General features: G+C 59.5%; 22 protein-coding genes. 5 read left to right on the plus strand and 17 right to left on the minus strand.

The annotated features are described in order from the left end of the window. Positions 1-38: 38 nt before the first annotated feature. Positions 39-1,928, minus strand: coding sequence for a 1-deoxy-D-xylulose-5-phosphate synthase (gene dxs, locus U1A53_RS21140; RefSeq protein ID WP_322283843.1), 1,890 nt, complete (start codon positions 1,926-1,928; stop codon positions 39-41). Positions 1,929-1,932: 4 nt separating this feature from the next. Further along, positions 1,933-2,277, minus strand: a complete 345-nt coding sequence (gene xseB, locus U1A53_RS21145; RefSeq protein WP_322283844.1) for an exodeoxyribonuclease VII small subunit — start codon at positions 2,275-2,277, stop codon at positions 1,933-1,935. A gap of 246 nt (positions 2,278-2,523) precedes the next feature. Between xseB and U1A53_RS21150 the strand changes: the two genes are divergently transcribed. Next, the gene (locus U1A53_RS21150; RefSeq protein ID WP_322283845.1) at positions 2,524-3,567 is read left to right on the plus strand and encodes a hypothetical protein; all 1,044 of its coding nucleotides are present in this window, start codon (positions 2,524-2,526) and stop codon (positions 3,565-3,567) included. A 58-nt stretch (positions 3,568-3,625) separates the two neighbouring features. Here the strand turns inward: U1A53_RS21150 and U1A53_RS21155 are convergent, their stop codons facing one another. The 11 genes from U1A53_RS21155 to U1A53_RS21205 all read right to left on the minus strand — a co-directional run bounded on the left by U1A53_RS21155 (position 3,626) and on the right by U1A53_RS21205 (position 17,341). Beyond that, entirely contained in the window at positions 3,626-4,936 is a 1,311-nt protein-coding gene (locus tag U1A53_RS21155; RefSeq protein WP_322283846.1) for a DUF1501 domain-containing protein, read from the minus strand. Positions 4,937-4,975: 39 nt separating this feature from the next. Then, a complete protein-coding gene (locus U1A53_RS21160; RefSeq protein WP_322283847.1) occupies positions 4,976-7,180 on the minus strand; it encodes a DUF1549 domain-containing protein in 2,205 nt (734 codons plus the stop codon). A gap of 316 nt (positions 7,181-7,496) precedes the next feature. Beyond that, entirely contained in the window at positions 7,497-9,068 is a 1,572-nt protein-coding gene (locus U1A53_RS21165) for a peptidase S10 (RefSeq protein ID WP_322283848.1), read from the minus strand. Positions 9,069-9,120: 52 nt separating this feature from the next. Further along, a complete protein-coding gene (locus U1A53_RS21170) occupies positions 9,121-10,041 on the minus strand; it encodes a prolyl oligopeptidase family serine peptidase (protein WP_322283849.1) in 921 nt (306 codons plus the stop codon). Between the two features lie 66 nt (positions 10,042-10,107). After that, the gene (locus U1A53_RS21175; protein ID WP_322283850.1) at positions 10,108-10,500 is read right to left on the minus strand and encodes a VOC family protein; all 393 of its coding nucleotides are present in this window, start codon (positions 10,498-10,500) and stop codon (positions 10,108-10,110) included. 18 nt (positions 10,501-10,518) lie between these two features. Continuing rightward, the gene (locus tag U1A53_RS21180; RefSeq protein WP_322283851.1) at positions 10,519-11,148 is read right to left on the minus strand and encodes a class I SAM-dependent methyltransferase; all 630 of its coding nucleotides are present in this window, start codon (positions 11,146-11,148) and stop codon (positions 10,519-10,521) included. 4 nt (positions 11,149-11,152) lie between these two features. Next, the gene (locus tag U1A53_RS21185; protein WP_322283852.1) at positions 11,153-15,136 is read right to left on the minus strand and encodes a protein kinase; all 3,984 of its coding nucleotides are present in this window, start codon (positions 15,134-15,136) and stop codon (positions 11,153-11,155) included. Positions 15,137-15,180: 44 nt separating this feature from the next. Further along, positions 15,181-15,900, minus strand: coding sequence for a sigma-70 family RNA polymerase sigma factor (locus U1A53_RS21190; RefSeq protein ID WP_322283853.1), 720 nt, complete (start codon positions 15,898-15,900; stop codon positions 15,181-15,183). 80 nt (positions 15,901-15,980) lie between these two features. Further along, the gene (gene folD / locus U1A53_RS21195) at positions 15,981-16,856 is read right to left on the minus strand and encodes a bifunctional methylenetetrahydrofolate dehydrogenase/methenyltetrahydrofolate cyclohydrolase FolD (RefSeq protein ID WP_322283854.1); all 876 of its coding nucleotides are present in this window, start codon (positions 16,854-16,856) and stop codon (positions 15,981-15,983) included. Positions 16,857-16,886: 30 nt separating this feature from the next. Continuing rightward, positions 16,887-17,093: a hypothetical protein gene (locus U1A53_RS21200; RefSeq protein WP_322283855.1), complete on the minus strand. Its 207-nt coding sequence runs from the start codon at positions 17,091-17,093 to the stop codon at positions 16,887-16,889. Then, positions 17,090-17,341 carry a hypothetical protein gene (locus U1A53_RS21205; protein WP_322283856.1) on the minus strand — a complete coding sequence of 84 codons (252 nt, stop codon included), beginning with the start codon at positions 17,339-17,341 and terminating at the stop codon, positions 17,090-17,092. The genes U1A53_RS21200 and U1A53_RS21205 overlap by 4 nt, the downstream gene beginning before the upstream one ends. Before the next feature lie 180 nt (positions 17,342-17,521). Between U1A53_RS21205 and U1A53_RS21210 the strand changes: the two genes are divergently transcribed. Further along, positions 17,522-18,226, plus strand: a complete 705-nt coding sequence (locus U1A53_RS21210) for a DUF1080 domain-containing protein (protein WP_322283857.1) — start codon at positions 17,522-17,524, stop codon at positions 18,224-18,226. Here the strand turns inward: U1A53_RS21210 and U1A53_RS21215 are convergent. Together U1A53_RS21215 and U1A53_RS21220 are read right to left on the minus strand one after the other, a co-directional pair. Further along, positions 18,181-18,807: a hypothetical protein gene (locus U1A53_RS21215; RefSeq protein WP_322283858.1), complete on the minus strand. Its 627-nt coding sequence runs from the start codon at positions 18,805-18,807 to the stop codon at positions 18,181-18,183. The two genes, U1A53_RS21210 and U1A53_RS21215, sit on opposite strands and share 46 nt — an antisense overlap. After that, positions 18,807-19,754 (minus strand): hypothetical protein, encoded by a 948-nt coding sequence (locus tag U1A53_RS21220; protein ID WP_322283859.1) that lies wholly within the window; start codon positions 19,752-19,754, stop codon positions 18,807-18,809. The genes U1A53_RS21215 and U1A53_RS21220 overlap by 1 nt, the downstream gene beginning before the upstream one ends. 119 nt (positions 19,755-19,873) lie before the next feature. Here U1A53_RS21220 and U1A53_RS21225 point away from each other — a divergent pair, with 119 nt between their 5' ends. Continuing rightward, positions 19,874-22,090, plus strand: coding sequence for a redoxin family protein (locus U1A53_RS21225; protein ID WP_322283860.1), 2,217 nt, complete (start codon positions 19,874-19,876; stop codon positions 22,088-22,090). Positions 22,091-22,093: 3 nt separating this feature from the next. On the opposite strand, the gene U1A53_RS21230 is transcribed toward U1A53_RS21225, so the two are convergent. After that, entirely contained in the window at positions 22,094-23,026 is a 933-nt protein-coding gene (locus U1A53_RS21230; protein ID WP_322283861.1) for a hypothetical protein, read from the minus strand. Positions 23,027-23,048: 22 nt separating this feature from the next. After that, entirely contained in the window at positions 23,049-23,387 is a 339-nt protein-coding gene (locus tag U1A53_RS21235) for a hypothetical protein (protein ID WP_322283862.1), read from the minus strand. Between the two features lie 128 nt (positions 23,388-23,515). On the opposite strand from U1A53_RS21235, the gene U1A53_RS21240 reads away from it, so the two are divergent. Both U1A53_RS21240 and U1A53_RS21245 read left to right on the plus strand, forming a co-directional pair. After that, complete coding sequence (locus tag U1A53_RS21240) at positions 23,516-24,325, plus strand: ParA family protein (RefSeq protein WP_322283863.1); 810 nt, start codon at positions 23,516-23,518, stop codon at positions 24,323-24,325. Then, the gene (locus tag U1A53_RS21245) at positions 24,306-25,241 is read left to right on the plus strand and encodes a hypothetical protein (RefSeq protein WP_322283864.1); all 936 of its coding nucleotides are present in this window, start codon (positions 24,306-24,308) and stop codon (positions 25,239-25,241) included. Before U1A53_RS21240 ends, U1A53_RS21245 begins: the two co-directional genes overlap by 20 nt. The last annotated feature ends 12 nt before the right edge of the window (positions 25,242-25,253 follow it).

Consider the following 25,253-nt stretch of genomic DNA (forward strand, 5'->3'; position numbering starts at 1 on the left):
CGGCTGGCGATTACCAAAAGCGGCAGGGTTTCGAATGCTCAGCGGCCCAAGGCAGCGAGCACCTTTGCGACGGTGTTTTCGACGCTGAGGCCGTGCTTTTTGCGGAGGACTGAGGGTGTGCCGTGCTCGACGAACTGGTCGGGCCAGCCGATGCGGACGACGGGGGTGTGGATGCCGGCATCGCTGAGCTGCTCGATGACGCCTGCGCCGAAACCGTTGCGGAGGACGTGGTCTTCGAGGGTGCAGACGACCTTCACTTTTTTGGCGAAGGATTCGAAGCAGGCCATGTCGAGGGGCTTGATCCAGCGCGGATTGATGAGGGCGACGGAGAGGCCTTTGGCTTCAAGTTCTTTCTTCGCGGCTTCGGCGATGGGGAACATGTCGCCGAGGGCGATGAGGGCGACGTCGCTGCCGTCGGCGATGACTTCGGCCTTGCCGATTTCGAGGAGGACGGGCTTGTCCTTGGGCATGATGCCGGGGCCGTTGCCGCGCGGGTAGCGGATGGCGATGGGGCCGGCTTCGTAGTTGGCCATGGTCCAGAGCATGTCCACAAACTCGTCTTCGTTGCGTGGCTGCATGTGGACGATGCCGGGGACGCCGCGGAGGTAGGCGATGTCGAAGAGGCCGTGGTGCGTGGGGCCGTCGTCGCCGCTGAGGCCACCGCGGTCCATGCAGAGGCGGACCGGGAGGTGCTGAATGGCCATGTCATGCACGATCATGTCGAACGCGCGCTGCATGAAGGTGGAGTAGATGGTGAGGAAGGGCTTGAAGCCACGGGTGGCGAGGCCGCAGGCAAAGAGGGCGGCGTGTTCCTCGGCGATGCCGACATCGAAGTAGCGCTCGGGGATTTCTTTTTTGAAGACGCTCAAGCCGGTGCCGCCGGGCATGGCACCGGTGATGGCGACGATTTTTTTGTCGGCCTTGGCGAAGTCGGTGACGCTGCGGGCATAGACCTGGGAGTAGGTGGGCTTGTCGCTGGCGGCGGTTTCGCCGGTCTCGATGGTGTATTTGCCGAGGCCGTGGAATTTGCCGGGGTCGTTGAGCGCGGGAGTGTAGCCGCGGCCTTTTTCGGTGATGATGTGGAGGATCACCGGTTCATCCTGCGTCTTGAGGAACTCGAAGGTCTGGATGAGCAGCGGGAGATTGTGTCCGTCGATGGGGCCGTAGTAGCGGATGCCGAACTCATCGAAGAGGACGCTGCGATTGGTGGGCGTCTGGCTCTGCGGGAGAATGATGTTCTTGGCGTTGCCTTCGACTTTTTCGGCGAAGCGACGCACACCTTCGCCGAGCATGAACTCGACGAATTTAGCGGCCTTCTGATGCAGACTCGCGAAGGCGGGATGCGTGGCGATGGAATTGAAGTATTTCGCGATGGCACCGACATTGCGGTCGATGGACCATTCGTTGTCGTTGAGGACCACGATGAGGCGCTTGGCGTGCGCAGCGACATTGTTGAGCGCTTCAAACACCGGACCACAGGTGAAGGCGGCGTCACCGGCGACGCAGACGACATGTTCGTCTCCACCCGCGAGATCACGACCGGTGGCCATGCCGAGCGCGGCGGAGAGGGCGGTGCCAGCGTGGCCGGCACCGTAGCAGTCGTGCTCGCTTTCGGTGCGCAGGAGGAAGCCATTCAGGCCGTCGTGCTGGCGAATGGTGTGAATGCGGTCCCAGCGACCGGTGAGCATTTTATGGACGTAGCCTTGGTGGGCGACGTCGAAGACGAAGCGGTCCTTGGGTGTGTCGAAGACGCGGTGCAGTGCGATGGAAAGCTCCACGACACCGAGATTGGGGCCGAGGTGGCCGCCGGTCTGGCTGAGGGTTTCGATGAGCGTCTGGCGGATTTTTTCCGCGAGTTCGGGCAGTTTCTCCAGCGGCAGGGCTTTGAGGTCGGCGGGGGAGTTGATGGCAGGCAGTTGGGTGTCCACAGGTCTAAAAAAGTCGGATTTCGCCGCCTTCGGTTTCGGCGGTTTTGCGGCGACGGGGCTGAATGCGGGGCTTTTCGGCGGATTCGGAGGTTTCCTCATCATCCGCAGTCTCTTCAAACGCTGTGAGGGAGGCTTTTCCACCCTCCAGATCGCCGCTGATGAGTTCCACACGGCGGCGGGCACCGTCGATGCGCTGGCGGCAGAGCTTGAGCAGGCGCACGCCTTCCTCGTAGCTGGAAATCATTTCTTCGAGGGACAACTGGCTGTCCTCCATGCCTGCCACGATCTCGTCCAGACGCTGCATGGCGTCCTCGAAGGAAGGATCGGTCTGGGGGCTGGGTTTGCTCATGAAAAGGGGCGCTCTGACGCCGGGCCGAAGGGGCCGTCATTATCAGGGGATCATAGGGAGCCGCAAGCAGGAAAAGCCGGGGCTGGCATTGCTTTCAGACCTGTTTGGGCAACTCGTCGTAACCTGAGTGAAGGAGGCAATGGGGAGCAATCGAGAGTCCTAGGCGGGAAGCGTGGTGTTATTTATGCTTATAAATTTATAAATCATTGAATTTATATTCAATATGACTAAATTTATATTTAGTCGATGACACCGCTCAAACTCAAGCTCTGCCTCTGTGCCTGTGTGCTGCTGGGAGCCACTTTGTGGCCCCGGTCGGCCTGTGCCTATCTAGGCAGTTTCGAGGAGCAGGATGGCTATCGCATTCCTTTGGATGGGCAGATTCTATCAGCGTTTCTGGCCGGTGACGCCCAGTTTTACCTCAATAACATCGATGCCAATGGCTACACCGGAGTGGTGCCGTTGGGGGCGTATCCCAATACTCTCGGAGACAGCACGCACGGGGCGGATCTTAGCCGTTACAACGCGGGTGAGTATGGAACGAGTCATGGCGGCCCAGGGGGAACGGCGGCAGACATCGTGGACAACTCAGGACTTTGGCGTGCACTTGCCGGGGGGCGTCTCAATGAAGATATGGACACACCTTATTATTACGGCGGCAGCTTCGCTCGTGATTATGTGCAGGCTTATCGCTATCCAGGTGCGCGGACGGGTTCTGCCGTGCTCAACTTGTTGGCATCGGACGCAAACCTGAGCTACGCCTACACGCTGGATGCACGGGATTTTAATGGTTCTGCACCCTCCTCTTCCGGTGCCAGCTTGATTCAAATGGCCTTCTGGCTCTGCCCCTCCGACTGGGATGACACCGATCTGGACAACATCTTGAGTCTTTCCTTGGTGGATGCGATGGACCAAACGGTCTTCCAGGTGGGATACACCGGTGACAACATGCTCCAATACAGGCTGCCTGATGGAACGTGGCAGACGACCACAGAACGGCTGGGATCGGCAGGGTGGTCTGAACTGGTGGTGATTCTGGATACAGTGAATAACACGGCAGGCATCGCAGTGAGCGCCTACGATGACAACACCTCCTCCCTTGGTTCTCAAACTTACGTTTTGAGCAACCAGAGCCTCGGGCTGGACTCGGACGCACTGACCAGCCTCCAGTGGGATCTGCGCGGTGGACCGCTCAACAATGGGGCGGCCAGTTTCAAAAACTACTTTGACGACTTCAGTTTCACAGTGAGTCCGCCACACGCAGACCCTGAAATCATCCCATCCGCATAAAAAAGCACCCGGCCTTGCGACCGGGTGCTTCTGATTGAGGATGCTGTCCTTCGGGTGATTACGCGAAGATATCGACGACCGGAACGCCCTTGTCGCCAACCGTGAACGGACGGTTCGAGGGGGACATGACAACTTCGTCCACCGGGAGGCCCATGCCGTGACCGATGGTGGCGCAGAAGTCCTGCGGGGTGACTTGTTTATCAGCAACGCGACGGCCTTCCTTGTCGGTGGAGCCGTAAACGAAGCCGCCCTTGACGCCGCCGCCTGCGAAGACGGTGGAGTAGGCGAGCGGATAGTGGTCACGGCCATCATTTTCATTGATGTCCGGCGTGCGACCGAATTCGGAACCCATGACGATCATCGTGGATTCAAGGAGGCCGTTGGACTGGAGGTCTTCAATGAGGGTGGCAAACACATTGTCCATCGTGGCGCCGGTATTGCCCAGTGCAGTGTCGATGGTGTTGTGCATATCCCAGCCGCCGAATTGAACTTCGACGAAGCGGACTCCAGCCTGAACCAGACGACGGGCAAGGAGCGCTCCTTGCCCGAAGTTGTTGCGGCCGAACTTATCACGAACTGCCGCAGGCTCCTGGCTGAGGTCGAAGGCCTTGAGGTCTTCGCTCTTCATGAGCTTCATGGTTTCGTCGTAGAACTCGGAGTAGGACTTCACTTCTTCCGACTGGAATTTTTTGCGGAAGGAAGTGTCGAATTCATCCATGAGGGAGATGCGCTTCTGGAACTGGCCATCCGAAACACCCGCGCTTGGGCGGATATTCTGAAGGCCGGTCTCAGGGTTGGAGATCGGAATCGGACTCGTTGTCGTTGGGAAGAAGCCAGCACCTGGGTAGGCGTTGCCGCTGTTCACCACGACGCTGTCGGGAAGGGTGACGCCTTTGATGCGGCCCAGGAAATGCGAACCCCAAGCACCCATGCCTGGGTGGACGATGGTGCCACGCGGCTCATAGCCAGTCTTCATCACATAAGTTCCCTGATCATGCACACCTGTCTTGGAAGACATGGAGCGGATGATGGAGAACTTATTGGCGACTTTGGCCATTTTCGTCATCGTACCACCCAGTCGGTCCATGTTGCCGGAGCCTGCATCCGCCTTGATCGGGTCAGTCGGGCCCTTGGTGGCACCGTCCTTGGGATCCCAGGTGTCGATGTGGGTCATGCCGCCATTCATCCAGAGGAAAATGACATGCTTGGCCTTGCCGAAGCCGGGGGTGCCTGGACCAGTGGTGGTGCCGGCGGCACGGACCAAGGAGGAGCCTACTGGCAGCAGGCTGACGCCAAGAGCAGTCTTCGCGGTGCGAAGCATGAACTCACGACGGGAGACATCATTGAGACGGTTCAATTCGGTTTTCATAGAATGTTATTTTTGCGCGTTGTTGGGTTGAGGGTGGTGTTATTGGATGAAAATAAACTCGCGGGTGTTGATAAGCGCCCAGATCATGTTGGCATAGCCGTCATCGCCGCTGGAGAGCGCGCGTTTGGCGATGTCCTTCTCCGCCATGGTGGGGCGGCGGTTGAGCACGGAGATGAAGAGTGCTTCGACTTTTTCCGGGGGTGACTTCACTTTTTCCATCGTGCGGAAGATGAGCGAATCCGAACTGGTGAGCATTTCTTGTGCTTTACCGTTCATCATCATCAACACCTGCGGAACAGAACCAGTCTTGACGCTGCCATCGATCAAGGCGCGAGGAGACTGGCCGAAGTCGATCAGGAAGTGACCGTTCGGAGCAGGTTGCTCGAGTTCGGCGGCGCGGCGGAGAACCATCCCTCCATAAGTGATGGAGGCGTTTTCCATCATCTCTCCAGAAGATTTGGAATCAGCCTTGCCTTTCGATTTCTTGCCGTCTTCCATCATCATATCGCTGCCTGCATCAGCCAGCCCTCCGCCCATGAGAGCGCGTTCCTTCTCGGCCATGCGACGGAAGGCGTCGTACTTAACGAGGACGGTCTGGGCGTCGAGCTTTGGATTGGTGAGGTCAAGGTCGATGGACTTGCTGTAGAGGTCATCGAGGGGCTTGGTGTACTTGTCAGGCTCTCCCAACACGAGGGTCATGTAGGAATCCCAGGCCTGTTCAGCGGTCATGCGGCGAAGCAGTGGTCCTTGGAAGTAGTAGGGTTCGCCCATGGCGATCTTCTCCGTCGTGGACTCGGACTGATAGGCGCGGGTGTTGTAGATGATGCGCATGAAGTCCTTGAGGTTGAACTTCACCCGTTTCATTTCCTCGGCCAGATGGATGAGCAACTCGGGATTGGCGGACTGCTTGGGATCATCAATGTTGGTCACCGGCTCGGTAATGCCCTGGCCGAAGGCACGCTTCCACATGCGGTTGGCGATCGCCATCGCGAAACGTGGGTTGGTGGAGTCGGTGGTCCATTTGGCGAAGGCCGCGCGGAGGCCTTCTTCGGTTTTGATCTTCTGCTTGTAGGCGGGAAGGTTCTTGTCGTTCTTGCTCCAGGTGATGAACTTGGGCTCGACCGGGTCGAGAGGCTTGGCGTCAGGGTACTTGTAGTCATGGGGCAGCTTCATGCTGTTGGTGTCCGTGTCGCCGATGATGTTACGGTTGGCTCCCATGTAGTTCTGGATGCCATTGCGGATGCGTTTGATGTCCTGGCCGCTCTTGGTGACCATCTCTTCGATCTTGGGCATCAAATCGTTCATCGCATTCATCATGCCGGGAGATTCTTTGCCCTTCTTACGGGCTTGGGCTGTGCGCATGTTGGTGGTCGTGGCACCAAAGAAAGAAGCCATTTCGTAGAACTGGTGCTGGGTCCAGTCGGAGAACGGATGGTCGTGGCACTGGGCGCAGGCCACATCGGTTCCGAGGAAGACGGCGAGTGTGTTGGCCAAGTTGTCCAAGGGCATGCCAGCATCGCGAAGCAGATAACCAGCAGCACCATTGTGCCACATTTTGCCGGTGGCGGTCAGCATGTCATAAACCATCTCATTCCACGGACGGTTTTTGGAGATCTGATCCTGCATCCAGTTGATGTAGGGAATCCCGCGCAGATTGTCCTGCTCAAGGCGGTCCTTCACGCGCAGCATTTCGGCGAAGTAGTTGAACGTGTGGCTGTTGTAGCCAGGGCTGTCGAGCAGCATGTCGATCAACTTGGCACGCTTGTTCGGATTGGAATCCTGGATGAACTGCGTGGTTTCCGTGTGGTTCGGAATGCGACCCACAACGTCGAGATAGACACGACGCACAAACTGCTCGTCGTTCGCCATGGGGTTGAAACCGGTGATCGGCTTCTTACCGCCTTTTGCACGCTCAGGATTGGCGCGCACAAGGCCTGCGGCGACCAGACGGTCAACAGCGGCGGATGACTGGGCGACAGTGGCATTCGCCAGCATCACCGGCTGATCCGAAGGCTTGATGGTCTTTGCCAGCGCTTGATCTTCCGCAGACAGATTGGTCAGCGGGAACTTGTGGGTGGCACCGTCGGCGGTTTGCAGGATGATGTTCTCACCATCGAGTCCGATGAATGAGGCGGTGACTTGGCGGCCCTTGGTGTCAGTCCAAGTGCGAATTTCCGCAAAAGCGGAGGTCGCAAAAAGAACGGTGACGAAGAGGCTGCTGAGCAGTTTCGTGGTTTGTTTCATGGTGGTATGGAATGAAGTATGTGGGACTTCCAAAGAGCCCAACGGGCAGGGAAGTCCTCCAATTAGACAAAAGATGCAGGATTTTCGCCTTTTCGGCAAGCTTTGATAAAAGGGGTGTCAATACCTTGGCGCTGAGCGTGCCTTTTCTAGGTCTGCGGACATGGCTTGCCCCCCCCTCCGGGTGTTTTTGGGCCAGATTGTCGCGTTCACCGGGGGCTGTTCCTGCCTCGGAGGGATCCTGTGGGCTGGTGGGAGCCGAGGCGGCGATCAGGTGGAAAATGGAGAATGGTTTTATTGGAGGCGTGTTTTGGGCACCTTACTTCAATGCCTTCGTGATGAAGGCCGTGATGTCCGCGTGCATTTTCTCCATGTCCGGACGGTTCGTGTACATCATGTGGCCGGATTCATACTCGGCGAATTCGATGTTCCCGCGCAACTCGTCCGGCAGGCGCATTTGGCGCACGCTCAGCATCATGTTGTCCGGCGGCGTCACCAGGTCCCGCCAGCCCACCAGCGCCAGCACCTTGAGGTGCGGATTCTGCCGGATCGCGTCGGCCAGCATGCCGCTCACGCTCGTGTAGCTGTTCCCCTTGCCGTGATTCCAGCTCGGCTGCGAGGCCAGCACCTCATAGGGCAGATCCTTCTCATACTTCAGCTCCTCGCGCAGATAGGCGTTCATCGAGGCGGCCGCGATGCTGCCGACCACGCGCATGAAGGGCTCGATCTGCGGGTGATTCTCCGACTCATCGCCGTCGCGGCCCGTCACTCGCGCATCGTAGGCTCCTAGCACCAGTTTCTGGTCGCGCAGCAGCATCTCGCGAAATACCCCACTGTCGATCCGCAGTTCCTGCTCCTCGATCAGCTTCGGCTCCAGGGCGGTCAGCCGCGCCAGTTTCTTCACCACGACCTCACGCTCTGTCTTCGTCAAATCGTTGCCCTTGAGCAGCGCGGACGCATACTCACCGAACGCAAACTCACGCGACTCCGCCACCGCTTTCTTGAAATCCGCCTGCAAATCCGGCGGCAGCTTCTTGTGATAGTGCGCCGTCGCCGTCATCGCCGACAGCCCCACGAGATACGGCATCTCATTCAGTGGCCCTGAGATCAGCGTCGCGTAGTCCAGCAGACCGGAAACGATGATGATCCCGTTCAAATACATGCGATGCCTCTGCTGCAGGTGCTGCGCCAGCCCGCCGCCGCGGATGCCTCCATAGCTCTCCCCTGCGATGAATTTCGGCGACCGCCAGCGCTTTTCCCGCGTCACCCACAAGCGCATGAATTCGCCCACGCTCTGGATGTCCTCCTGCACGCCGAGGAACTCATTCACGTTCTTCGGATCCTCCGCGCGGCTGAACCCCGTGTTCACCGGATCAATGAAAACCAGGTCCGTCACATCCAGCAGTGAGAATTCATTGTTCACCAGTCCGCCAGGCGGCTTCGGTGGGGTCAATCCATCCGCTGGCAAATCCACGCGTTTGGGACCGAAAGCTCCCAGATGCAGCCACACCGAGCTGCTGCCTGGTCCACCGTTGAAGCAAAACGTCACCGGGCGCGCACTCACATCACCCGCATTCTTCATCGTGTAGGCCGTGTAAAACACCTGCGCCGAAGGTTTCCCATCCGGCTTCAAAATCGGCAGTGTTCCCGCCTTCGCCTCATAAGTGATCTCCTTGCCGCCAATCGTCACCTTGCCCTCGGTCACCACCGGTTTGTCGTCCTCGGGCTTCTTCGCGTCTTTTTTTTCGTCGGCCTTTTCGTCTTTCTTCTCAGCGGGCGGCGATTCAGGCTTGTTCGGCTTCGCCTCTTCGGCGGAAAGGCAGACTGGCATCACGAGAGCCAGCCACGAGGCATAAAGGGTCGGTTGAATACGCATGGCGGCGCGGAGCATGGCATGGGCTGCCGTCGAAGGGAATGATTTTTCTACAACTGCCCTGCGGGGATCACTTCGCCACCGCCACGCCCTTCGCGAAGAGCCAGGCGTGCATTTCCTCCTCTTCAAACACCTTGCCCACGATACCGTGGCCACCGGAGGGATACTCGGTGTATTTGCAGTCCTTGTCCCGTTTCAGTGCCTCGGCGAGTGCTCGTGAGTAGTCCACTTTCACCGTCGCATCATCAGCGGCGTGAAACAGCCACAGCGGCACTTTTTTGAAGGTTCCCGCCGTGTCCGGCCCGGTGCAGCCCGCCACGGCGACTCCGGCGGCAAACAGTCGCGATTCGCTGTTGATGAGATGGCAGGTGCCAAAGCCGCCCATCGAGTAGCCGACGCAATAGACGCGGTTTTTGTCGATCGGAAGCGATTTGAGCAGCTCTTTGACGAGCGAAACGGCCTCCTCGCCCGGTTTGTCGCTCCAGCCGCCGCCCGTGCCGCCGTAGGGCTGGTAGCAAAGCGGCGCGGCGATGATGCACGGATTTTTCGTGTAGCGATCCTCCTTGAGAAAGCTCTTCATCCAGCCGCCGACCTGCAGGCCGTTCTCGTTGTTCTGGCTCTTGCCATGCAGCGCGAGGATGAGCGGATACGACTTCGCCGCGTCGAGTTCCTTCGCGCCATAAAGCGCAAACGGCAGGTCTTTGTGCTTCGACAAGGCCCAGTCGCCGGTGATGAGTTCAGCGAAGACTCCCTCGATCTTTTTGGGTGTGCTGGGCTTCGCGGCCTGCTCCTTCACAAAGGCTTGGTCGGCGGCTGAAAGGCGGTTCAGCGGCACGGGCGTGTCCTTGCCCGCGATCTTGAGCGTCACATGGGTGGCCGTGGCGGAGACAAAGTCCGCCTGGAGCTTGCGGCCGTCCGAAGAGATCCACTCGCGGGCGTGAAGCGAACAGGCGATGAGAAACAGGGTGGTGATGATTCGGGTGAGGTTCATGGCAGCACGAGGTTGTGGGTTCGGGGTAAAACTGTCTGGAAGCGCGTTCTCTTGGGCGCGAGATGGTTATTCGTTGTTTTGATCTTCAAACGGCACATCCTTGCGCGGCTCGGTGCCCAGCCAGAGGACGTTGCCGTCGATGTCCTCGAACTTCATCTCATAGGCCCAGGAGAAGTTTTTGGGCTCCTGGCGGACCTTGACTCCACGGCTCCGCCACAGATGAAACAACGAGTCATCCTCCAGGCCGATCCACACCCAGGTGCCGAGCGTGCCTGCGGGCGATTCATTGAGCATGATCGCGCAGCTGTCTTTCGACACCGAGCAGAGGGTGCTGCCCTCACCGCCGCCCCAGTCGAGCTTGAAGCCGAGCGTCCCGGTGTAGAACTCAAGGCTGCGCGCCAAATTTCCCACCGGCAGAATCGGGATCGTGCATTCAATCTGGCGTTTGGTGGTGTTCATCGTTGCTGGCATTCAGGTTCAAGCCTCAAGTCGTCTGGCAAAGATGTACGCACGCCGGCTCGGGTGCTCGACTTCAGGATAAGGATCGCGCTCGACGATCTCCGCAATCTCGAATCCCGCCGAGGTCAGGTGCCCGGCGATGGCGGCCGACGGATGAAAGTAAAAATCCACGGACACGGGACATCCCCACCAGTCATCGAGATGGAGGGTGTCGTTACCCGCATGAAATCCCGTCAGAAACGAGCCGCCGGGGCGAAGCACGCGGCGCAGTTCCTTCAAGACGGCGGCCAATTCACTCTGCGGGAAGTGGATGAGCGAGTAGAAGGCGGCCATTCCCGCAAAGCAGCCGTCTGGCAGATCCAAGGCCGTCATGTCACCCTGACGAAACTCGATGCCCGGATTCAACTGCCGGGCGCGCTCCACCATCGCGTCTGAGAGATCGATGCCGCATACCCGCGCTCCTTGCTCGTGGAGATAATGCGTCACATGGCCGGGACCGCAGCCCATGTCGCAGATCAGTCCGTCGCCTGCGTTTCTTGCGAGACGCCCGAGCAGTTCGCGATCGAGCGGCTTGTGCCGCAGTTCGTCGTAGATGTGGCGGACGTACTCGTCCGCGACTGCGTCGTAGCTGGTTCGGGTGGTATTCATTGCGCTAAGGCCAGAGAAGTGTCGCCAGATCATCCTCCAGCATTTTCTTTTCGTCCGCATCGGTCACTTTCGCCGCCAGCGCCTTCGCTTCGGTGAGATGCTTGTCGAAAAGCTCGCGCCGCTCGTTCAGCAAGGCCGCGCGTGCCAGCGCCTCGTGCGCGTAGCCGAGGTAAAACGGCGGCTCCTTGCCGCTGACGCGCAAACACAGGCCGCCATAGCGCTCCGCGTTGTTTCCCTGGCCGAGCACGGCATACACGCGCGAAATCTGCCAGTAGCCGATGCTCAGATTCCGGTCCGTGCAGTCCTCCCGCATGCGCCAGTGGGCCAGCGAGGCGTGCGCGAGCGAGATCATGCGTTCGTCGTCCTCCGTACTGCGATTCTTCTTCTCCAGCAGCTCCCACGCACGGTTGAAGCAGTCGGCGCTGAGCTTCTTGTCGTCCTGGCCGTCGGTCTCATACGCCTCGGCATATGATTTGCCGAAATTCGCGATCAAGCGGTCCAGCACGCAGAGGTTCGGCTGGTTGACCGGATCGCCTTCCGCAAGGCTTTCGTGCGCGTTGAGCAGCTCGCGTTTGTCGCCCTTCAAAAACGCCTCCGTGCCATTCACATAGTCATTCCAACGCAGGCCGATGGTCGTGCCGGAGGGATGCCGCGCGAGGTTGAGCTGACTCAGCGCGTGCTCCTTCTCCCCCGCCAGCGCCCAGCACTGCGCAGCGTGGAAGTGCAGGTCCGCCGCGTTGATCGGGTCCAGTTCCGGCTTCAGCGAGAGACAACGCTCGATCAGCGCCGCCGCTTCGCGGTAGCGCCGCACATCGGCGAGCTCACGCCAGTATTTGCCCGGCGTCTGGTCAAACTCGTGCCAGGAGAGCTTTTTGAGGTCGTCGTCGTTCATGGTGCCTTGGATCGTGGTGGTTGCGGTGCCTGGGGTCGGGGGAAACATGGCCTGCATGGCTTTGGGCAGCCGGTTGCGTGTGTTGGAGTTCACTTTGTCGAAGTCCGTGAGCTCCTCGTCCACCTCACCGAGGCCTTCCACGGTCAGGATGCGCAGGTATCGGGCGATGCGCTCGTCTTTGCCGCTGCCGAGCTTCGTGGAGCAGGTGACCCAAAGGATCATCCCATCCGCGCTCCACGCGACCGCCCAGGAATGTCCCTCGGAGAGGCGGAACTCGTGGCTCTGGCCCGGCTTCGAGGTGTAGCTAGGGCCCCAGACGAGTTGCGCGTCAATGATGGGACCTTCATCCGCTTTGCCGCGCTTGGCTTCCGTGATGACCAGTTTCAGATCCTGCGGCAGCTCGTAGCTGCCGGTCTGGGTGGCGACGTTTTTGGCGACGGGCAGTTTCCAGCGCACATGCTTTTGAAAATGGTCGCGCATGGCGAAGTTGTAGGCATCGCACTCGGCCTGGAAGGCACTGCTCAGGATGGAACCGGCCACGCTTTGAATGCGATAGCCGGTTTCTTCATCGACACGCGGAGCCGGATCCATCAACACGCCATAGGCCAGGATGCGGAAATTGAGCGCCTGGATGTCCTTCGCTGCGGCGGCGACACCGAGTTGCTGTGCCTTGGCGATGGCATCGGGACTGTTATCGTTGCTGCCGATCGAACTGGTGATCGGTGAGGCATCATCCGTCCGTGCCGATCCTTTGGGCGAAGCATTTTCGATCTTCAACGTGTCACCATCCGCGATGAAGGTCACCTCATGCACGCGCGCGTCGCGGAAACGATCCGGCGGCGTGCGGTTCGGATGCCCGGACCTGTCATCAATGCTGAACGACCACGCATGCTGCGTGGACACATCTTTGAAAGTGAAGCGACCCTGCGAATCGGTGCGCGTGGCCCCGTAAATGCTGCCGCCGGGGCCGATACGATCACCCGTGATCACGATCTCGCGATTCGCGACCGGTTTGCCGCCTTTGTCGATCAACGTGCCTTGAATCTGCGCGGCGGGCACGAGCACAAAGTCCACCGCCAGCGGTTTCCCCGGCAAAAACGTGCGCGTCGGCCCCGGCTGCCATCCGCCCGCGAGCTGTTGCTTTGTCAGCTCCCATGCCATTTGCAGGTTCCCCGCCTCGCAGAGATTTTTCTCCGTGTAACCGTCTTTGCCGACATGCACGAGCGCGGCTTGCAGCGATCCAGCGCGGTCTTTTTTCGCCATCGAGAAGCCAGGGCCGAACGTCACGCGATAGCGTCCGTCCGCGCCCGTTTTTCCTTCGCTCGTGACATGCAGAGAACCCATGCCCGCGCTGACATGGATGTCAGCGTCCGGCACCGGCTTGTTTGCATCATCCATGACGCGGCCTTCAACGATCCATTCCTCCGGCATGGTGCCAGGAGAGAGATCGGCGGCATTCGGATCGGCCGGCTTTGCCTGCGAGCGTCGCTGCACTTCCTCCTGGATCACTTTCAACTCCTCCCGCGCCTCGTGGGTCTTCGGATGGTTCTCACCGTAAGTCCTCGTGGCGTGCTCCAGGTTCCGCTCACCGATTTCGACCTGCTTGCGCATGCCCGCCTCGTCCATGTTTTGGAGCGCCTCGGCGAAAATCGCCAGATGCTTGGCAAGATTGGCTGCGCGCGCCTGCTCGGCGGCTATTCCAACCCTCTGGTAGGAAGGGATGAGAATCCCGATGAATGCCAGCACCGGTCCGAGCAGTAGAACCGCCAGCAGAATGAAAATGCGTCTCGGCCAGGGATTCGCGATGACGCGGTGTGGCATGTCATGCACCGCCGCCTCCACCTGCGTGCGAAACTCCGCTGCCGTGACGTTGGCGGCCAGTTTCAAGCCCGCCAGCCGCATCACGAAGCAAACCGCCATCAACGCCAGCATCCATGGCAATTCGTGGGGATCGAACATCGGCCACGGTTGCCCGGTGAACAGCCAGATCCCCAGCGCAACAGCCAGATTGCCGCCCAACACCACCAATCCGATCGTCCCACATAACAGCAGCACGCCCGGCCAGCAGAGCCGTCGCCGCCCACCGCGCATGATGAGCAGAGGAGGGTTCCTGGTGACCGTGCCAGCCACGTTCTCTTCAAGTGGAGGTGGTGGGCCGTCCATTGCCTGCACCATTGTCTTCAATTCGACGGCGGTCTGGTAGCGGCGTTCGGGTTCCTTCTCCAGCGCACGGAGCACAATCTCGTCGATGCGGATGTCCACCTGAACGCGTTTCGATGGCGCTTCGATCTTGTCCTTCGGCCGCTCGCCAGTGAGCATCTCGTAAAGCACGACGCCAAGGCTGTAGATGTCCACGCGATGATCTGCGTTGCCGTTCTGCTGCTCGGGAGCGGCGTAATCGGGCGTGCCGAGAGCTGTAGTCCGCGAGTCCTCTCGCGGTTCATCGTCAGATCCGCGAGAAGCCTCGCGGGCTACAATCTTCGCGATCCCAAAATCCGCGATCTTCACCACACCTGTCTTGTCGATGAGCAGGTTCTCCGGCTTGATGTCGCGATGCACGATGCCGTGGTCGTGCGCGCATTGTAGCGCGTCGCACACCGGTGGAACGATGCTCAGCGCCTCCTTCGGCGTGAGGCGCTTCGCTTGCAGGAGCTGCCGCAGATTCACGCCATCCACGAACTCCATCAGCAGGTAGTAAAATCCGCCTGCCTGTCCGAAGTCATACACACCGACGATGTGGGGATGGTTCAGCGCCGCGAGCGCCTGGGCCTCCTTTTCGAACCGTGCCGCAAACTGCGGATCATCCGCACGTTCAGGTGCGAGCAGTTTTAGCGCCACAAAGCGGTTCAGCGACTTCTGCCGTGCCTTGTAAACCACGCCCATGCCGCCACGACCGAGACACTCGATGATTTCGAACTGCGGGAAGTGTGGAGCCAGTTCGGCGGGTGTCAGCGGCGGAATGGCGGCGACATTCTCACCGCCATCCTGTGTGGGTTGGATGATCTGGGCCATCAGGCAGCGCGGACACAGGCCGTCGGTCGCGTTCGGTGTCTCGGCACCGCATTGCGGGCAGTGGGATGATGAAGAATCGCTCATGCCGGTGTCCTGATGCAAATGGGGGGAAACATAACGTACTTTTTTCAACCGCCGAGCGCCGCGAACAAGGCCTGCATCTCCTCCTGCACCATCGCAGGATCGTCCAGCGTGCCGGCGACTTCAGCCTTCACACACTGCCGCAGGCGCTGCTTCAAACGATGCACTGCCATGCGAAACGCATCGAGATTCATGCCACCCGCCGCCGCCAGCGCCCCTTGGTCGCCATAGGCAGCATCACCGGTCAGCAATGGCTTCACCTGTTCGAAAAATGCCTCCCGGCCGTCGGCCTGCAATTCTCTGCGCAAGGCCTCCAGACCAGACGCCAGCACCGTCACAGCCCATTGGCGGTCAAACTCGGCAGCCGGTGTGTTTTGCGCATCGGCCACTTCGCATGCCTCCGCATCGTCCAGTTGCAGCGCTTCCACGCCTCCACCACGTTTCATGCGCCGTGCTGATTCGCGGTGGCGTGAGAGGAAATGCTTCACCGCACCGAGCAAATACGAACGAAACCGTCCGCGTCCGCGATCTGCCGTGTGAATGGCCCCGCCGGCGAGCATTTCGGCAAAAAATGAGTGGCTCATCTCCCGTGCCGAGTCCGTGTCCCGCAGTTCACACCGCAGGAAGGCCAGCACCGGCTCATAGTAGGCATCACAAAGATCCGCCAGCGCACGCCGGCCATCCTCGGAATCTGCCTGAGCCTGGCAGACACGCGTCCACCGCGTGGTGTGAAAGGCAGCAGGGTGGAGAAGGGTGGGGGATTCCAAGGTCATTGCAGGCAGGCACAGCGTGCCACACTTGCCTGACGTTTTGGAAGCGAAACCTCACAGGCTGATTTGATGACAGATCAAATCGCCTGCTTGCACGCCTTGATCGTGTTCGCCATTAGCATCGCAATCGTCATCGGGCCTACGCCGCCGGGAACGGGCGTGATCGCACGGCATTTCGGCGCGACTTCGGCGAAAGCCACATCGCCGACGAGCTTGTAGCCTTTCTCGCTCGCTGGATCGTCCACACGGTTGATACCGACGTCGATGACGACGGCCCCCTCCTTGACGTGCTCGGCCTTGATGAAATGCGGGCGGCCGATGGCGGCGATGATGATGTCGGCAGTGCGGGTGATCGCCGCGAGATCGCGGGTGCGGGAATGGGTGACGGTCACAGTGGCGTCGCCGCCTTTGCCCTTCGCCATGAGCAGCAGCGCCATAGGCTTGCCGACGATCATGCTGCGACCGACGACGACGGCATGCGCGCCGCTCGTTTCGATGCCCGCATCGATCAAAAGGCGCTGGCAACCTAGCGGGGTGCAGGGCACAAAGCCCGTGGGGTCTTCGAGCGCTAGCTTGGCGACGTTCACGGGATGAAAACCATCGACGTCCTTGGCCGGATCGATCGCCCGCACGATCGCAGCCTCGTCGATGTGCTTCGGCGGCGGGCTTTGGACGAGGATGCCGTGGATGGCGGGATCGTTATTCAGCGCATGCACATGCGCGAGCAGTTCGTCCTGCGTGGTCGTGGCCGGGAGTTCGAGTTTGACCGAGTGCAGCCCGAGGTCGCGGCATTTTTTGTCCTTGGAACGGATGTAGGCGCGGGAGGCAGGATCATCACCGATCAAGACGACTGCGAGGCCGGGTTTGCGTCCCTGCTCGGCGAGCGCGGCAATGTCGCGGCGGCATTCTTCGAGGACTTTTTCAGCAACGGCGGCTCCAGAAATGAGGGTCATGCGCTTTGTTGGCGCAGGGCGCGCGGCATTTCAAGCCGCGAGCATCTTCCGCTTGCCGCCTTGGGCGAGCATGGCGGCGAGTTCCGGCATGTAACGGGTGATCTCGTGAGAGAGCATGGAAAGGCGCGTCTCGGACTTCCAGTTGCCCTTGAGGCTGCGGTCAGCGTCGGTCATTTCGACCTCGACGAGAGTGGAGAAGACGGTGGAGTCGGCTTGAAGATCGAGTTGCAGAGTCATGATGAGAGGGAAGGTTGATCCTGCGTCAGAAGAACGAGCTGTCCGTCCTTCAGAGTCCATTTGCGTCTGTCCAAAGCACCCGTGTTCAACATGCCATCGATCCCATTGCTCAAGAGCATCCGCGCCGCCTCGGCGGGGCTGCTGCCGAACGTGCCCTTCAAGGTCATGTCTTCGAGGTACTGCTTGATCTGCGGTGTGATCGCGATCGTCAGTGACAAGGAGTCGAAGGTGTTTGAGGGGCGGGCCATCCAATTATAACCGGGTAATAACCCCATTTTAATTCCAACCTGACCCGATGGTCAAGGTTGGTTTCGATTTATTTGAGGTTTTTACCCCATTAAAACCCCTGATTTATTTAAGTTTTATTAAACAACTGGCAGTTCTCGATGGAAATCAGCGCTGAGGCCCGTTCAAAGTCGCCCTGTTTTATGAAAACTCGTTTTATCACCACCCTCTCCGCTGCAGCCTTGTTGGCCGCCGCTTTCCTCAATCTTCACGCCAAGGACGAAGGCGCGGACTGGCAATACTGGTTTGCCGACGGTTCGCTGCAAGGCGGCCAGATCATCAGCGGCCAGGCCACCTACAAGGTGGAAAACGGCGTGCTTATCGGCACCACGGTCGATGGCAGCTCGAACACCTTCCTCGCCATCGGACCGTTCAAGGACTTCGAACTCGAGTTCGAGGTGAATGTGGATGACGAACTGAATTCCGGCGTGCAGGTGCGCAGCCACATCGCCAAAGAAGGCGATCCGGCACCCGAAGGCAGCAAAGGTGGCAAACCGCTGCCCGCCGGGCGGCTCTATGGCCCGCAGTGCGAGATCGCGATCAACGGCACCGCCGGCAATTTTTACGACGAGGCCCGTCGCGGCACTTGGTGGAGCCTGCTCACGGAAACCGAGGCCGTACGCACCGAAGAAGCGAAGGCCGCCTTCAAAAAAGGCGAGTGGAACCACTACCGTATCGTGGTCAAGGGTGACCATTACCAGAGCTTCGTGAATGGCGTGAAAACCGCCGACTTCAGCCAGCCGGGCGATCCCGAAGGCCACATCGGCTTCCAGGTCCATGGCATCAAGAAGGGCACAGGCCCTTACAGCGTGCGCTGGCGCAGTGTGAAGTTCCGCGAGACGAAGTAACCGAGCGCGAGAACAAAAACCGACGAGGCCATCACCGCCTGCCAGCGCTGCCACCACGGCGGCCAGTGGACGGCGATGGCCTTTGATTTATCGCCCGCGAGCAGCAGCATCCATTTCGGCGGAGCATCGGGGTTTGTTTGATCGCGTGTCCAAAGCAGCACGTCATGAAGTTTGCCTTTCGGCATCTCAAAGACGATTTCCGGCTCTTCACTGCGCCATCGCCATGCGGCGGTGATCAACGTGTGGGGCTGAGACTCCGTGTCTGAAGGCAAATACGACGCAGGCGCAAATTCCGCCCAGTTGTCATGCTGGGTGATGCTAACGGCTGAGAGTTCCGCCAATGGCACGAGCATTTCGTTGCGGCTCAAGCGCACGGGGTCGATCAACGCCTCCTGCGCGGCGGCTTCATCCGCGATGAGCGGATTGCCGGCGTAGTCGGCGGTGATTTCGAGCAGCACCTCCGCATCCGGCAGCAGCGTGAGTTTGGCACTCAAAAACTCCGCTCCATGCCCCAAAACACACAGGGGGGCCAGAACGGCTCCCCCTGCGGCGAGAATGAGGATGGTTCGCGCAACACGCATTACTTCTTCACGTTCCAGCGCAGCACCCGGCCCCACTGGTTCCACTCGGTTTCGAGGATGTTGCCGTCGTTGTCGAAGGTGATGCCATGCGGGCTGGTGACAACGCCCTGCTGCCAGTCTTTCGGCTCGATTTTCGGCGTGTTCGTCGGCTTGGGGCTGGTGCCGAGGTCGGCGACGCGTTTGTTGTCCTTGTCCCACACGCTGACGTTGCCAGCGATCTCGGCCACGCACATCAAATCGCCATGGAAGCTGGCGGAGCTTGGATTGCGCATCTCGGTGGCGATTTCGCCGATGAAGGTGCCGTCAAGCTGGGTATGCAGCATGCGCTTGTGGCCGCGGTCGCAAATCATGACTCGGGCAGGCTCAAAGCGGCGGTCGATGAAGACCTTGTGGGCGTTGGCGAGCTTGAGCGGTTCGCCGGGACCGCCGAACACGCTCTTGAATTTGCCATCGCGGCCGAAAACGAAGATGTGACTCTGTCCATAGCCATCGACGACATAGATGTCTCCGTTTGGTGCCACGTCGCAGTTCGTGAGCTTGAGGCCCTTGCCGATCTTGTCGGCGGGGAATTCGCTCGTGGGAATCGTCATGAGCACCTTGCCTTCGAGGTCACATTTGATGACCTTGGCCTCGCCCAGGACAGCGGCGAAGATGAACTCGCCACCCTCATCTTTGCGGATGACAAAACCGTGCAGCGACGGCGGCAGCGCTAGCGCTTTGATGAATTTGCCGTCCTTGCCATAGACCTGGATGCCGGCGTTCGCTTCTTGGACGCTCACATAGATATTCCCGGCGGAATCCACGGCGATTTCGCCATGGCCATTGCCGATGGTTTCCTTGCCGGGCGGTGGCTGGATGAAGTTCGGGGTGAATTCATAAGCGACTTCGGCAGCGGCGCTGCCGACGAGGGCCATGACGGACAGGAGAGAGAGGATGTGGTTGTTCATCAGGCCGATTCAAACGGACTGACGAGGCTGCGTCAATCGCGCAGGTGTGAATTTGACTGGATGATCCTGTCATACAGCAGGAAACTTCCCGTCACAGATCGTGTTCCAATCACCCGCCCATGAAAAAAGCTATCTTCATTCTCCTCGGCAGCGCTGCTCTGGCTGTTTCCGTCATCGGCCTGCGTGCGCAGGCGCAGCTCACGGAATTCGATGAGAAATTCAAGGCCTTCGACAAAAACAGCGACGGCGTCATCAGCGGCGGCGAGATGAACGGTGCTAGCTACCTTCCCCAGCTCGATTTGAACAAGGATGGCAAGCTCCTGCGTGATGAAGCGCTGCAAGCGGTGCGAAAAGCCAAAAATCTCAGCGGTGAAGGCGCGGAAACGGGCAGTCTGTTCAAGCGCCTGGATAAAAACGCGGATGGCAGACTCACGGAGGACGAACTGAACAACAAACGCTGGTTCACTGGACTCGACACGGACAAAGACGGCAATGTGACACTCGATGAAGCCACGAAGGCACTCGCTAATCTGCGCAAACGTGGTGCAGCCGACAGTCCGATCACCAGCAGCCCGATCAAGCCAGCGAGTGAAGACCCGTCGTTCAAAGAAGCGCCGCAACTGCTCAAAGGCAGCGAGCACGGTGTCGGACGCATGGTCGATGACCTCGCGCTCAAGACGCTGGACGGCAAAGATCTCAAACTCAGCGCCGCCGCAGGCAAAAACGGCCTCGTGATCGCGCTTTTCAGCGCGAGCTGCCCCATCAGCGGCAAGCTCGCGCCGGAGACGGTGCGCCTGGAACAGGATTTGGCGGCTCAAGAAGTGAAACTTCTCCTCGTGAACGCGCCCCCCGGCCAGAAGGGCGATGAGATCACGAAATTCATCACCGATCACGGTTTGAAATCCACCGTGGCGCTCGATGCCGATGGCAAACTTGCCCAATCACTGGCCGCAACAACGACCACGGAGGTCTTCCTACTCGATGCGACGCGCACGCTCGTCTATCGCGGCGCTTTGAATGACCAATACGGCCTTGGCTATGCCAAGGAGCAGCCTGCGCGTCATTACCTGCGTGATGCCGTGGCCGCGATGCTGCGCGGTGAGCCAGCGGAAATCGCGGCAACGAGCGCTCCAGGCTGTGCGCTGGATTTGCCCCCACAAACGGCCGTCGCCAGCACGAATGTCACTTACCATCGCGACATCGCCCGCATCATGCAGGCGAACTGCGTGGAGTGCCATCACAGCGGCGGCGTGGCGCCCTTCTCGCTGGATACTTATGACGCGGTGATCGAACACGCGGGCATGATCCGCAAGCAGGTCGAGCGTGGGGCGATGCCCCCGTGGTTCGCCGCTGCCTTGGAAGGCCAGACGCACTCGCCCTGGGCGAATGATCGCTCGCTTGCCGAGCGTGATCGTGCCGATTTGCTCGCATGGCTGGCCTCAGATCGTCCGAAAGGTGATGTGGCCGACGCACCGAAGCCGCTCCAATTCCCCAGCGAGTGGAGCATTGGCAAGCCGGACGCCATCATCGCTTCATCAAGGGCGATTTCGATCAAAGCTGAGGGCACCATACCTTACCAGCACGTCACCGTGACCACCGACTTCCCCGAAGACCGCTGGGTACGCGGCTACGAGATCATGCCCACGGAGCGGCAGGTGGTGCATCACGTCATCGTGACCGTGTTTGAAAAAGGCCGCAAAGTTCGCGGAGGGGGCGATGAAGGAACAGAAGGCTACTGGGCGGCTTATGTGCCGGGAAACACGAAGCAGATCTATCCCGAGGGCTTTGCCCGCAAACTCCCCGCCGGAGCGACCGTGAGCTTTCAGATTCACTACACGCCGAATGGCAAGGTCGTGCAGGATACGATGCGCATGGGCCTGCTTTTCGCCAAGGAGCCGCCGAAATACGTCGTCCACACCACCGCGCTGCCGAACGCTCGCATCAACATCCCCGCCGGAGTCGCCAACCACATCGAAACCGCCCAGCGTCGCCTGCCTGCCGACATCAACGCCATGGCTTGGATGGCCCACATGCATGTACGCGGCAAAGCCTTCAAATTCGAGGCCATCTCACCTGATGGCAAAACCGAAACTCTGCTCGATATTCCCCGCTACGACTTCAACTGGCAACTCCGCTACGACTACGCCATGCCCCGCTTCCTCCCACGCGGGACCACCATCAAAATCACCGCCGTCTTCGACAACAGCACCGGCAACCCCGCCAATCCCGATCCGACGAAAAACGTGCGCTGGGGACAGCAGACCTTCGACGAAATGATGATCGGCTACATGGAGCACTACACGCCGCTGAACCCGGTCGTGGCGGGCGGGGAGTGAGCTTTATTGGGGCTTGCTCGCGTACTCCAACTCGACTTCCAGCTTCTTGCGTTCTTCACGCATGGTGTCGGCCTGACGCTCCATCTGGCTCGCCTGGGCAAGAATAGTGCTGGCATCCGTCGTGTGCCGGGTGCTGGGCGCTCCCCTGGACTTGGCAGCCTGGGCTAGTCCCTCATGTTTGGCCGCTTGTTCGCGATATTGCTCCGCTGTTCGCTTGTAGGTTTCCATGCGCGAATCCAGTTCAGCCATTTTCAGCTTGATCGCCTTGACCTTGGCATCGTCCACCGATGTTTTTACCGGTTCTTCGACCACACGGGCAGAGGACATGCTCGCTGAAGCTCTTGGCTTCACCTTGGCATCAGCGATGGTTGGCTTGGTGAGAAACTCGGTCTGTGCTGCCTGTAGTATGGGAACCAGCGCATCCGGCCCCAGGTCGAATTTCTCCTTCAGGTCCGCAGGTAGCAGTTCCTGCATGACCATGCCGATGCCGTCCGCGTGGATCAATGAAATGCCAGATTCCTCCACTTTGCGAATTTTGGCAGCGCGTAAAACCTTGCCGTTAGCCAGGGTGATGTCCCCCAGTTCAGTGCCAGGGGCGCTGTTACGCAGTTTTTCGACGGCCGTCTTCATGGATTCGACGGTGTACTTCAAATCCCCATCAATTGTGCGATAACGCTTGTCGAGGATGTCCTTGGCTTTGAGAAGGACCGTATTTTTTTCCATGGCCTCACGGTTTTTAACACTGATTTTCTCAACATCCTCCCAACTGCTTTTCCTCTGTACGAGAATTTCATTCATGTCGGCCAGCTTGGATTTGCTCTCCAGCAGCGCTGAGTTGGCCGAATCCACCGAGGTGAAGTAGTGGGCGGTATAGCCGAGGCCGATGAGCATGCTGATGATGAAAATAAAGACCCAGGCTTTGGATTCCTCGAACATGGTGGTGGTGGCAGTTGGGGGGTTAACGGGCGAATTTACTTTTGAACGAGTCCACTCTGGGACGCGCTTGTTTCAGTGCTTCCTCGCCATCAGAGCATTTATTGCTGATATAGGCCAGTTCCTGTTCAAGCCTGGTATTCTTCTGCATCCATTCGGCCTGTTGGCGTTCGAACACGGTGACCGCAGACACGGCGTTGGCACCAAGTGTCTCGAATTTGGCATCAAGAGCCTGAAGTGTTTCCTGGCACTGCTTGATTTCTGCCTCAATGCGCGCACGCTCGTTCAGCAGCGTATTGTGTTTTTCGCAGGAGCTTGTCAAAAGCAAGGCCGCCAGCCCGGTAAAAATGAGAATTAGTTTCATGCCCTTATTCCTATAATCTGATCATGGGCTGATAGAGCTGGCAAGAATAAATTCTTATGATCGCAGCTTTTTTGCGCAAAAGCGGCTTTTGAAAGTGCACACACTCATCCCGCTGCTAGCATCGCGGCGTGATCGCGATTGCAACGGCCAGTCAGAAGGGCGGCGTGGGGAAAACCACGTTGTGCATCAACCTTGCCTATTCCTTGGCGCGGCGCGGCTGGCGTGTGCTCTTGATTGATACCGATCCGCAGGGAGGCGTGGGGTTGTCATTGGCGAAGAGCACGAAGGCACGGGAAGGATTTCATGAGTTTCTCATCCGTGGCGGGGATTTGAACAAGATTGTGGTGCCGACGCGGCTGCCGGAGCTGGAAATCGTGCCCGCCGGGCAGTATGACACCTGCGCACGGCAGGGCTGGTCGGTGCATGAGGTGCCGGCGCGGCTGGCGGACCTGCTGCGTGGTGCGGAGTTGCGCGGTGTTGATGTCGTTTTGATGGACACCGCCGCGGGGATGAACAGCACGACGGAGGCGGTGGTGAAGGCCTGTGATTTTGTGGTGTTGCCGCAGCAGGCGGAACCGCTGGCGATCCGCAGCGTGCCGCATCTGCTGGAGACGCTGGCGCGTTTCCGTGCGGAGGGGGCGGGCGTGCGGGTGGCGGGCATTTTGCTGACGATGGTGATGCGCGAGCAGGAGATGAGCCTGAAGGTGGCGCGGGAGCTGCGTGAGATGTTGCCGGCGAACCTGATGTTCCAGCAGAGCATTCCGCGGCTGCCATCGTTTCTCGAGGCGAGCGCTCTTGGTGTGCCGGTGGCATTGACGAAACGCAATCCACCGCCGGAAGCGCTGATTTTTGACCAGATCGCCGCCGAACTGGAGCAGCGCACAGGGTTGGTGAAGGAACGTGAAAAGGAACAAGGCCATGCAAGTCTCCTGGATTGATGCCGACCGGATCAAGGCGCTGGTGGCCCAGCTCGCCCCGCAGGAGCCGTGCGTGGACGAATCACCGCAGGTGATGGAGATTGAAACGGCACCAAATGCCGCTGAATCATGGGGGATTGCCATCGACTGGATGGAACCGGACGCAGGTCTGTACCCTGCTGCTGAAGTGACAGAAACAGCCCCTGCCGAGGCCGGGTACGAGGAACTTCAGGAGGAAACTTTGGCGAATACTGAGGAGGAAGAAGCTGAGCATGGCCATGTGTTGCACAATCCTGCCGCCGCGCTGCCTCTGAGCCGGATTCGTGACAAACTGCGTGCCATCCGCCAGCGTGCGACGGAGGCGGGAATCCTGACGCGTGTGAGCGAGACGTTGCCGACGACGGAAGATGTGACAGTCATCGGGCCCCCTGTGACTGCTTCTGTTGTGGAGTCAGTTCCTGATGCAGAGACCCCCAGAGGCTGTGATGACGAAGCAGAAGCTCGGACGGAAGCAGCGACAGAATCCTCGGTGGCGCTGCCGCACACTCCGACCTTTGAAATTCCGCAAGGTTCGCGTGATGAGCGTCTGGCGGCGTTTGCCGGCTGGGCGCGGCAGGTGTTGCATGAGGACGGCGGCCATGTGCTGGTGATGAGTGATGACGGCGAGGTACTGTGGGGTGGCGAGGCGAAAGCCGGCCTGGTGCTTTCCACCATGATGGCGTGGGGCGCTGCGATCCGTGCGAGTGCGAGTTCCGCGTGTGAAACACCGCCGGTCATTCGTCAGCCGCTCGCATCCGGGAATGTGCTTACCGTGATTCCGTGTGAAACAGCACACGGCATGATGCATGTCGCCGTGGCTGCTCCTGCAGGATTAACCGATGAACTGGCGCTGGTTTTACGCGGAGCCTTGTGCGCGGCAATGCATATGCCGGGCTAAGCAACGCCATGG

Source organism: Prosthecobacter sp., from assembly GCF_034366625.1.
Taxonomy (GTDB): Bacteria; Verrucomicrobiota; Verrucomicrobiia; order Verrucomicrobiales; family Verrucomicrobiaceae; genus Prosthecobacter.

Excerpts from the sequence above, each read along its gene's own strand:
- xseB (WP_322283844.1), bottom strand. The coding sequence starts at position 2,277 with ATGAGCAAACCCAGCCCCCAGACCGATCCTTCCTTCGAGGACGCCATG.
- U1A53_RS21150 (WP_322283845.1), top strand. The coding sequence starts at position 2,524 with ATGACACCGCTCAAACTCAAGCTCTGCCTCTGTGCCTGTGTGCTGCTG.
- U1A53_RS21155 (WP_322283846.1), bottom strand. The coding sequence starts at position 4,936 with ATGAAAACCGAATTGAACCGTCTCAATGATGTCTCCCGTCGTGAGTTC.
- U1A53_RS21160 (WP_322283847.1), bottom strand. The coding sequence starts at position 7,180 with ATGAAACAAACCACGAAACTGCTCAGCAGCCTCTTCGTCACCGTTCTT.
- U1A53_RS21165 (WP_322283848.1), bottom strand. The coding sequence starts at position 9,068 with ATGCTCCGCGCCGCCATGCGTATTCAACCGACCCTTTATGCCTCGTGG.
- U1A53_RS21170 (WP_322283849.1), bottom strand. The coding sequence starts at position 10,041 with ATGAACCTCACCCGAATCATCACCACCCTGTTTCTCATCGCCTGTTCG.
- U1A53_RS21175 (WP_322283850.1), bottom strand. The coding sequence starts at position 10,500 with ATGAACACCACCAAACGCCAGATTGAATGCACGATCCCGATTCTGCCG.
- U1A53_RS21180 (WP_322283851.1), bottom strand. The coding sequence starts at position 11,148 with ATGAATACCACCCGAACCAGCTACGACGCAGTCGCGGACGAGTACGTC.
- U1A53_RS21185 (WP_322283852.1), bottom strand. The coding sequence starts at position 15,136 with ATGAGCGATTCTTCATCATCCCACTGCCCGCAATGCGGTGCCGAGACA.
- folD (WP_322283854.1), bottom strand. The coding sequence starts at position 16,856 with ATGACCCTCATTTCTGGAGCCGCCGTTGCTGAAAAAGTCCTCGAAGAA.
- U1A53_RS21200 (WP_322283855.1), bottom strand. The coding sequence starts at position 17,093 with ATGACTCTGCAACTCGATCTTCAAGCCGACTCCACCGTCTTCTCCACT.
- U1A53_RS21205 (WP_322283856.1), bottom strand. The coding sequence starts at position 17,341 with ATGGCCCGCCCCTCAAACACCTTCGACTCCTTGTCACTGACGATCGCG.
- U1A53_RS21210 (WP_322283857.1), top strand. The coding sequence starts at position 17,522 with ATGAAAACTCGTTTTATCACCACCCTCTCCGCTGCAGCCTTGTTGGCC.
- U1A53_RS21215 (WP_322283858.1), bottom strand. The coding sequence starts at position 18,807 with ATGCGTGTTGCGCGAACCATCCTCATTCTCGCCGCAGGGGGAGCCGTT.
- U1A53_RS21220 (WP_322283859.1), bottom strand. The coding sequence starts at position 19,754 with ATGAACAACCACATCCTCTCTCTCCTGTCCGTCATGGCCCTCGTCGGC.
- U1A53_RS21225 (WP_322283860.1), top strand. The coding sequence starts at position 19,874 with ATGAAAAAAGCTATCTTCATTCTCCTCGGCAGCGCTGCTCTGGCTGTT.
- U1A53_RS21230 (WP_322283861.1), bottom strand. The coding sequence starts at position 23,026 with ATGTTCGAGGAATCCAAAGCCTGGGTCTTTATTTTCATCATCAGCATG.
- U1A53_RS21235 (WP_322283862.1), bottom strand. The coding sequence starts at position 23,387 with ATGAAACTAATTCTCATTTTTACCGGGCTGGCGGCCTTGCTTTTGACA.
- U1A53_RS21245 (WP_322283864.1), top strand. The coding sequence starts at position 24,306 with ATGCAAGTCTCCTGGATTGATGCCGACCGGATCAAGGCGCTGGTGGCC.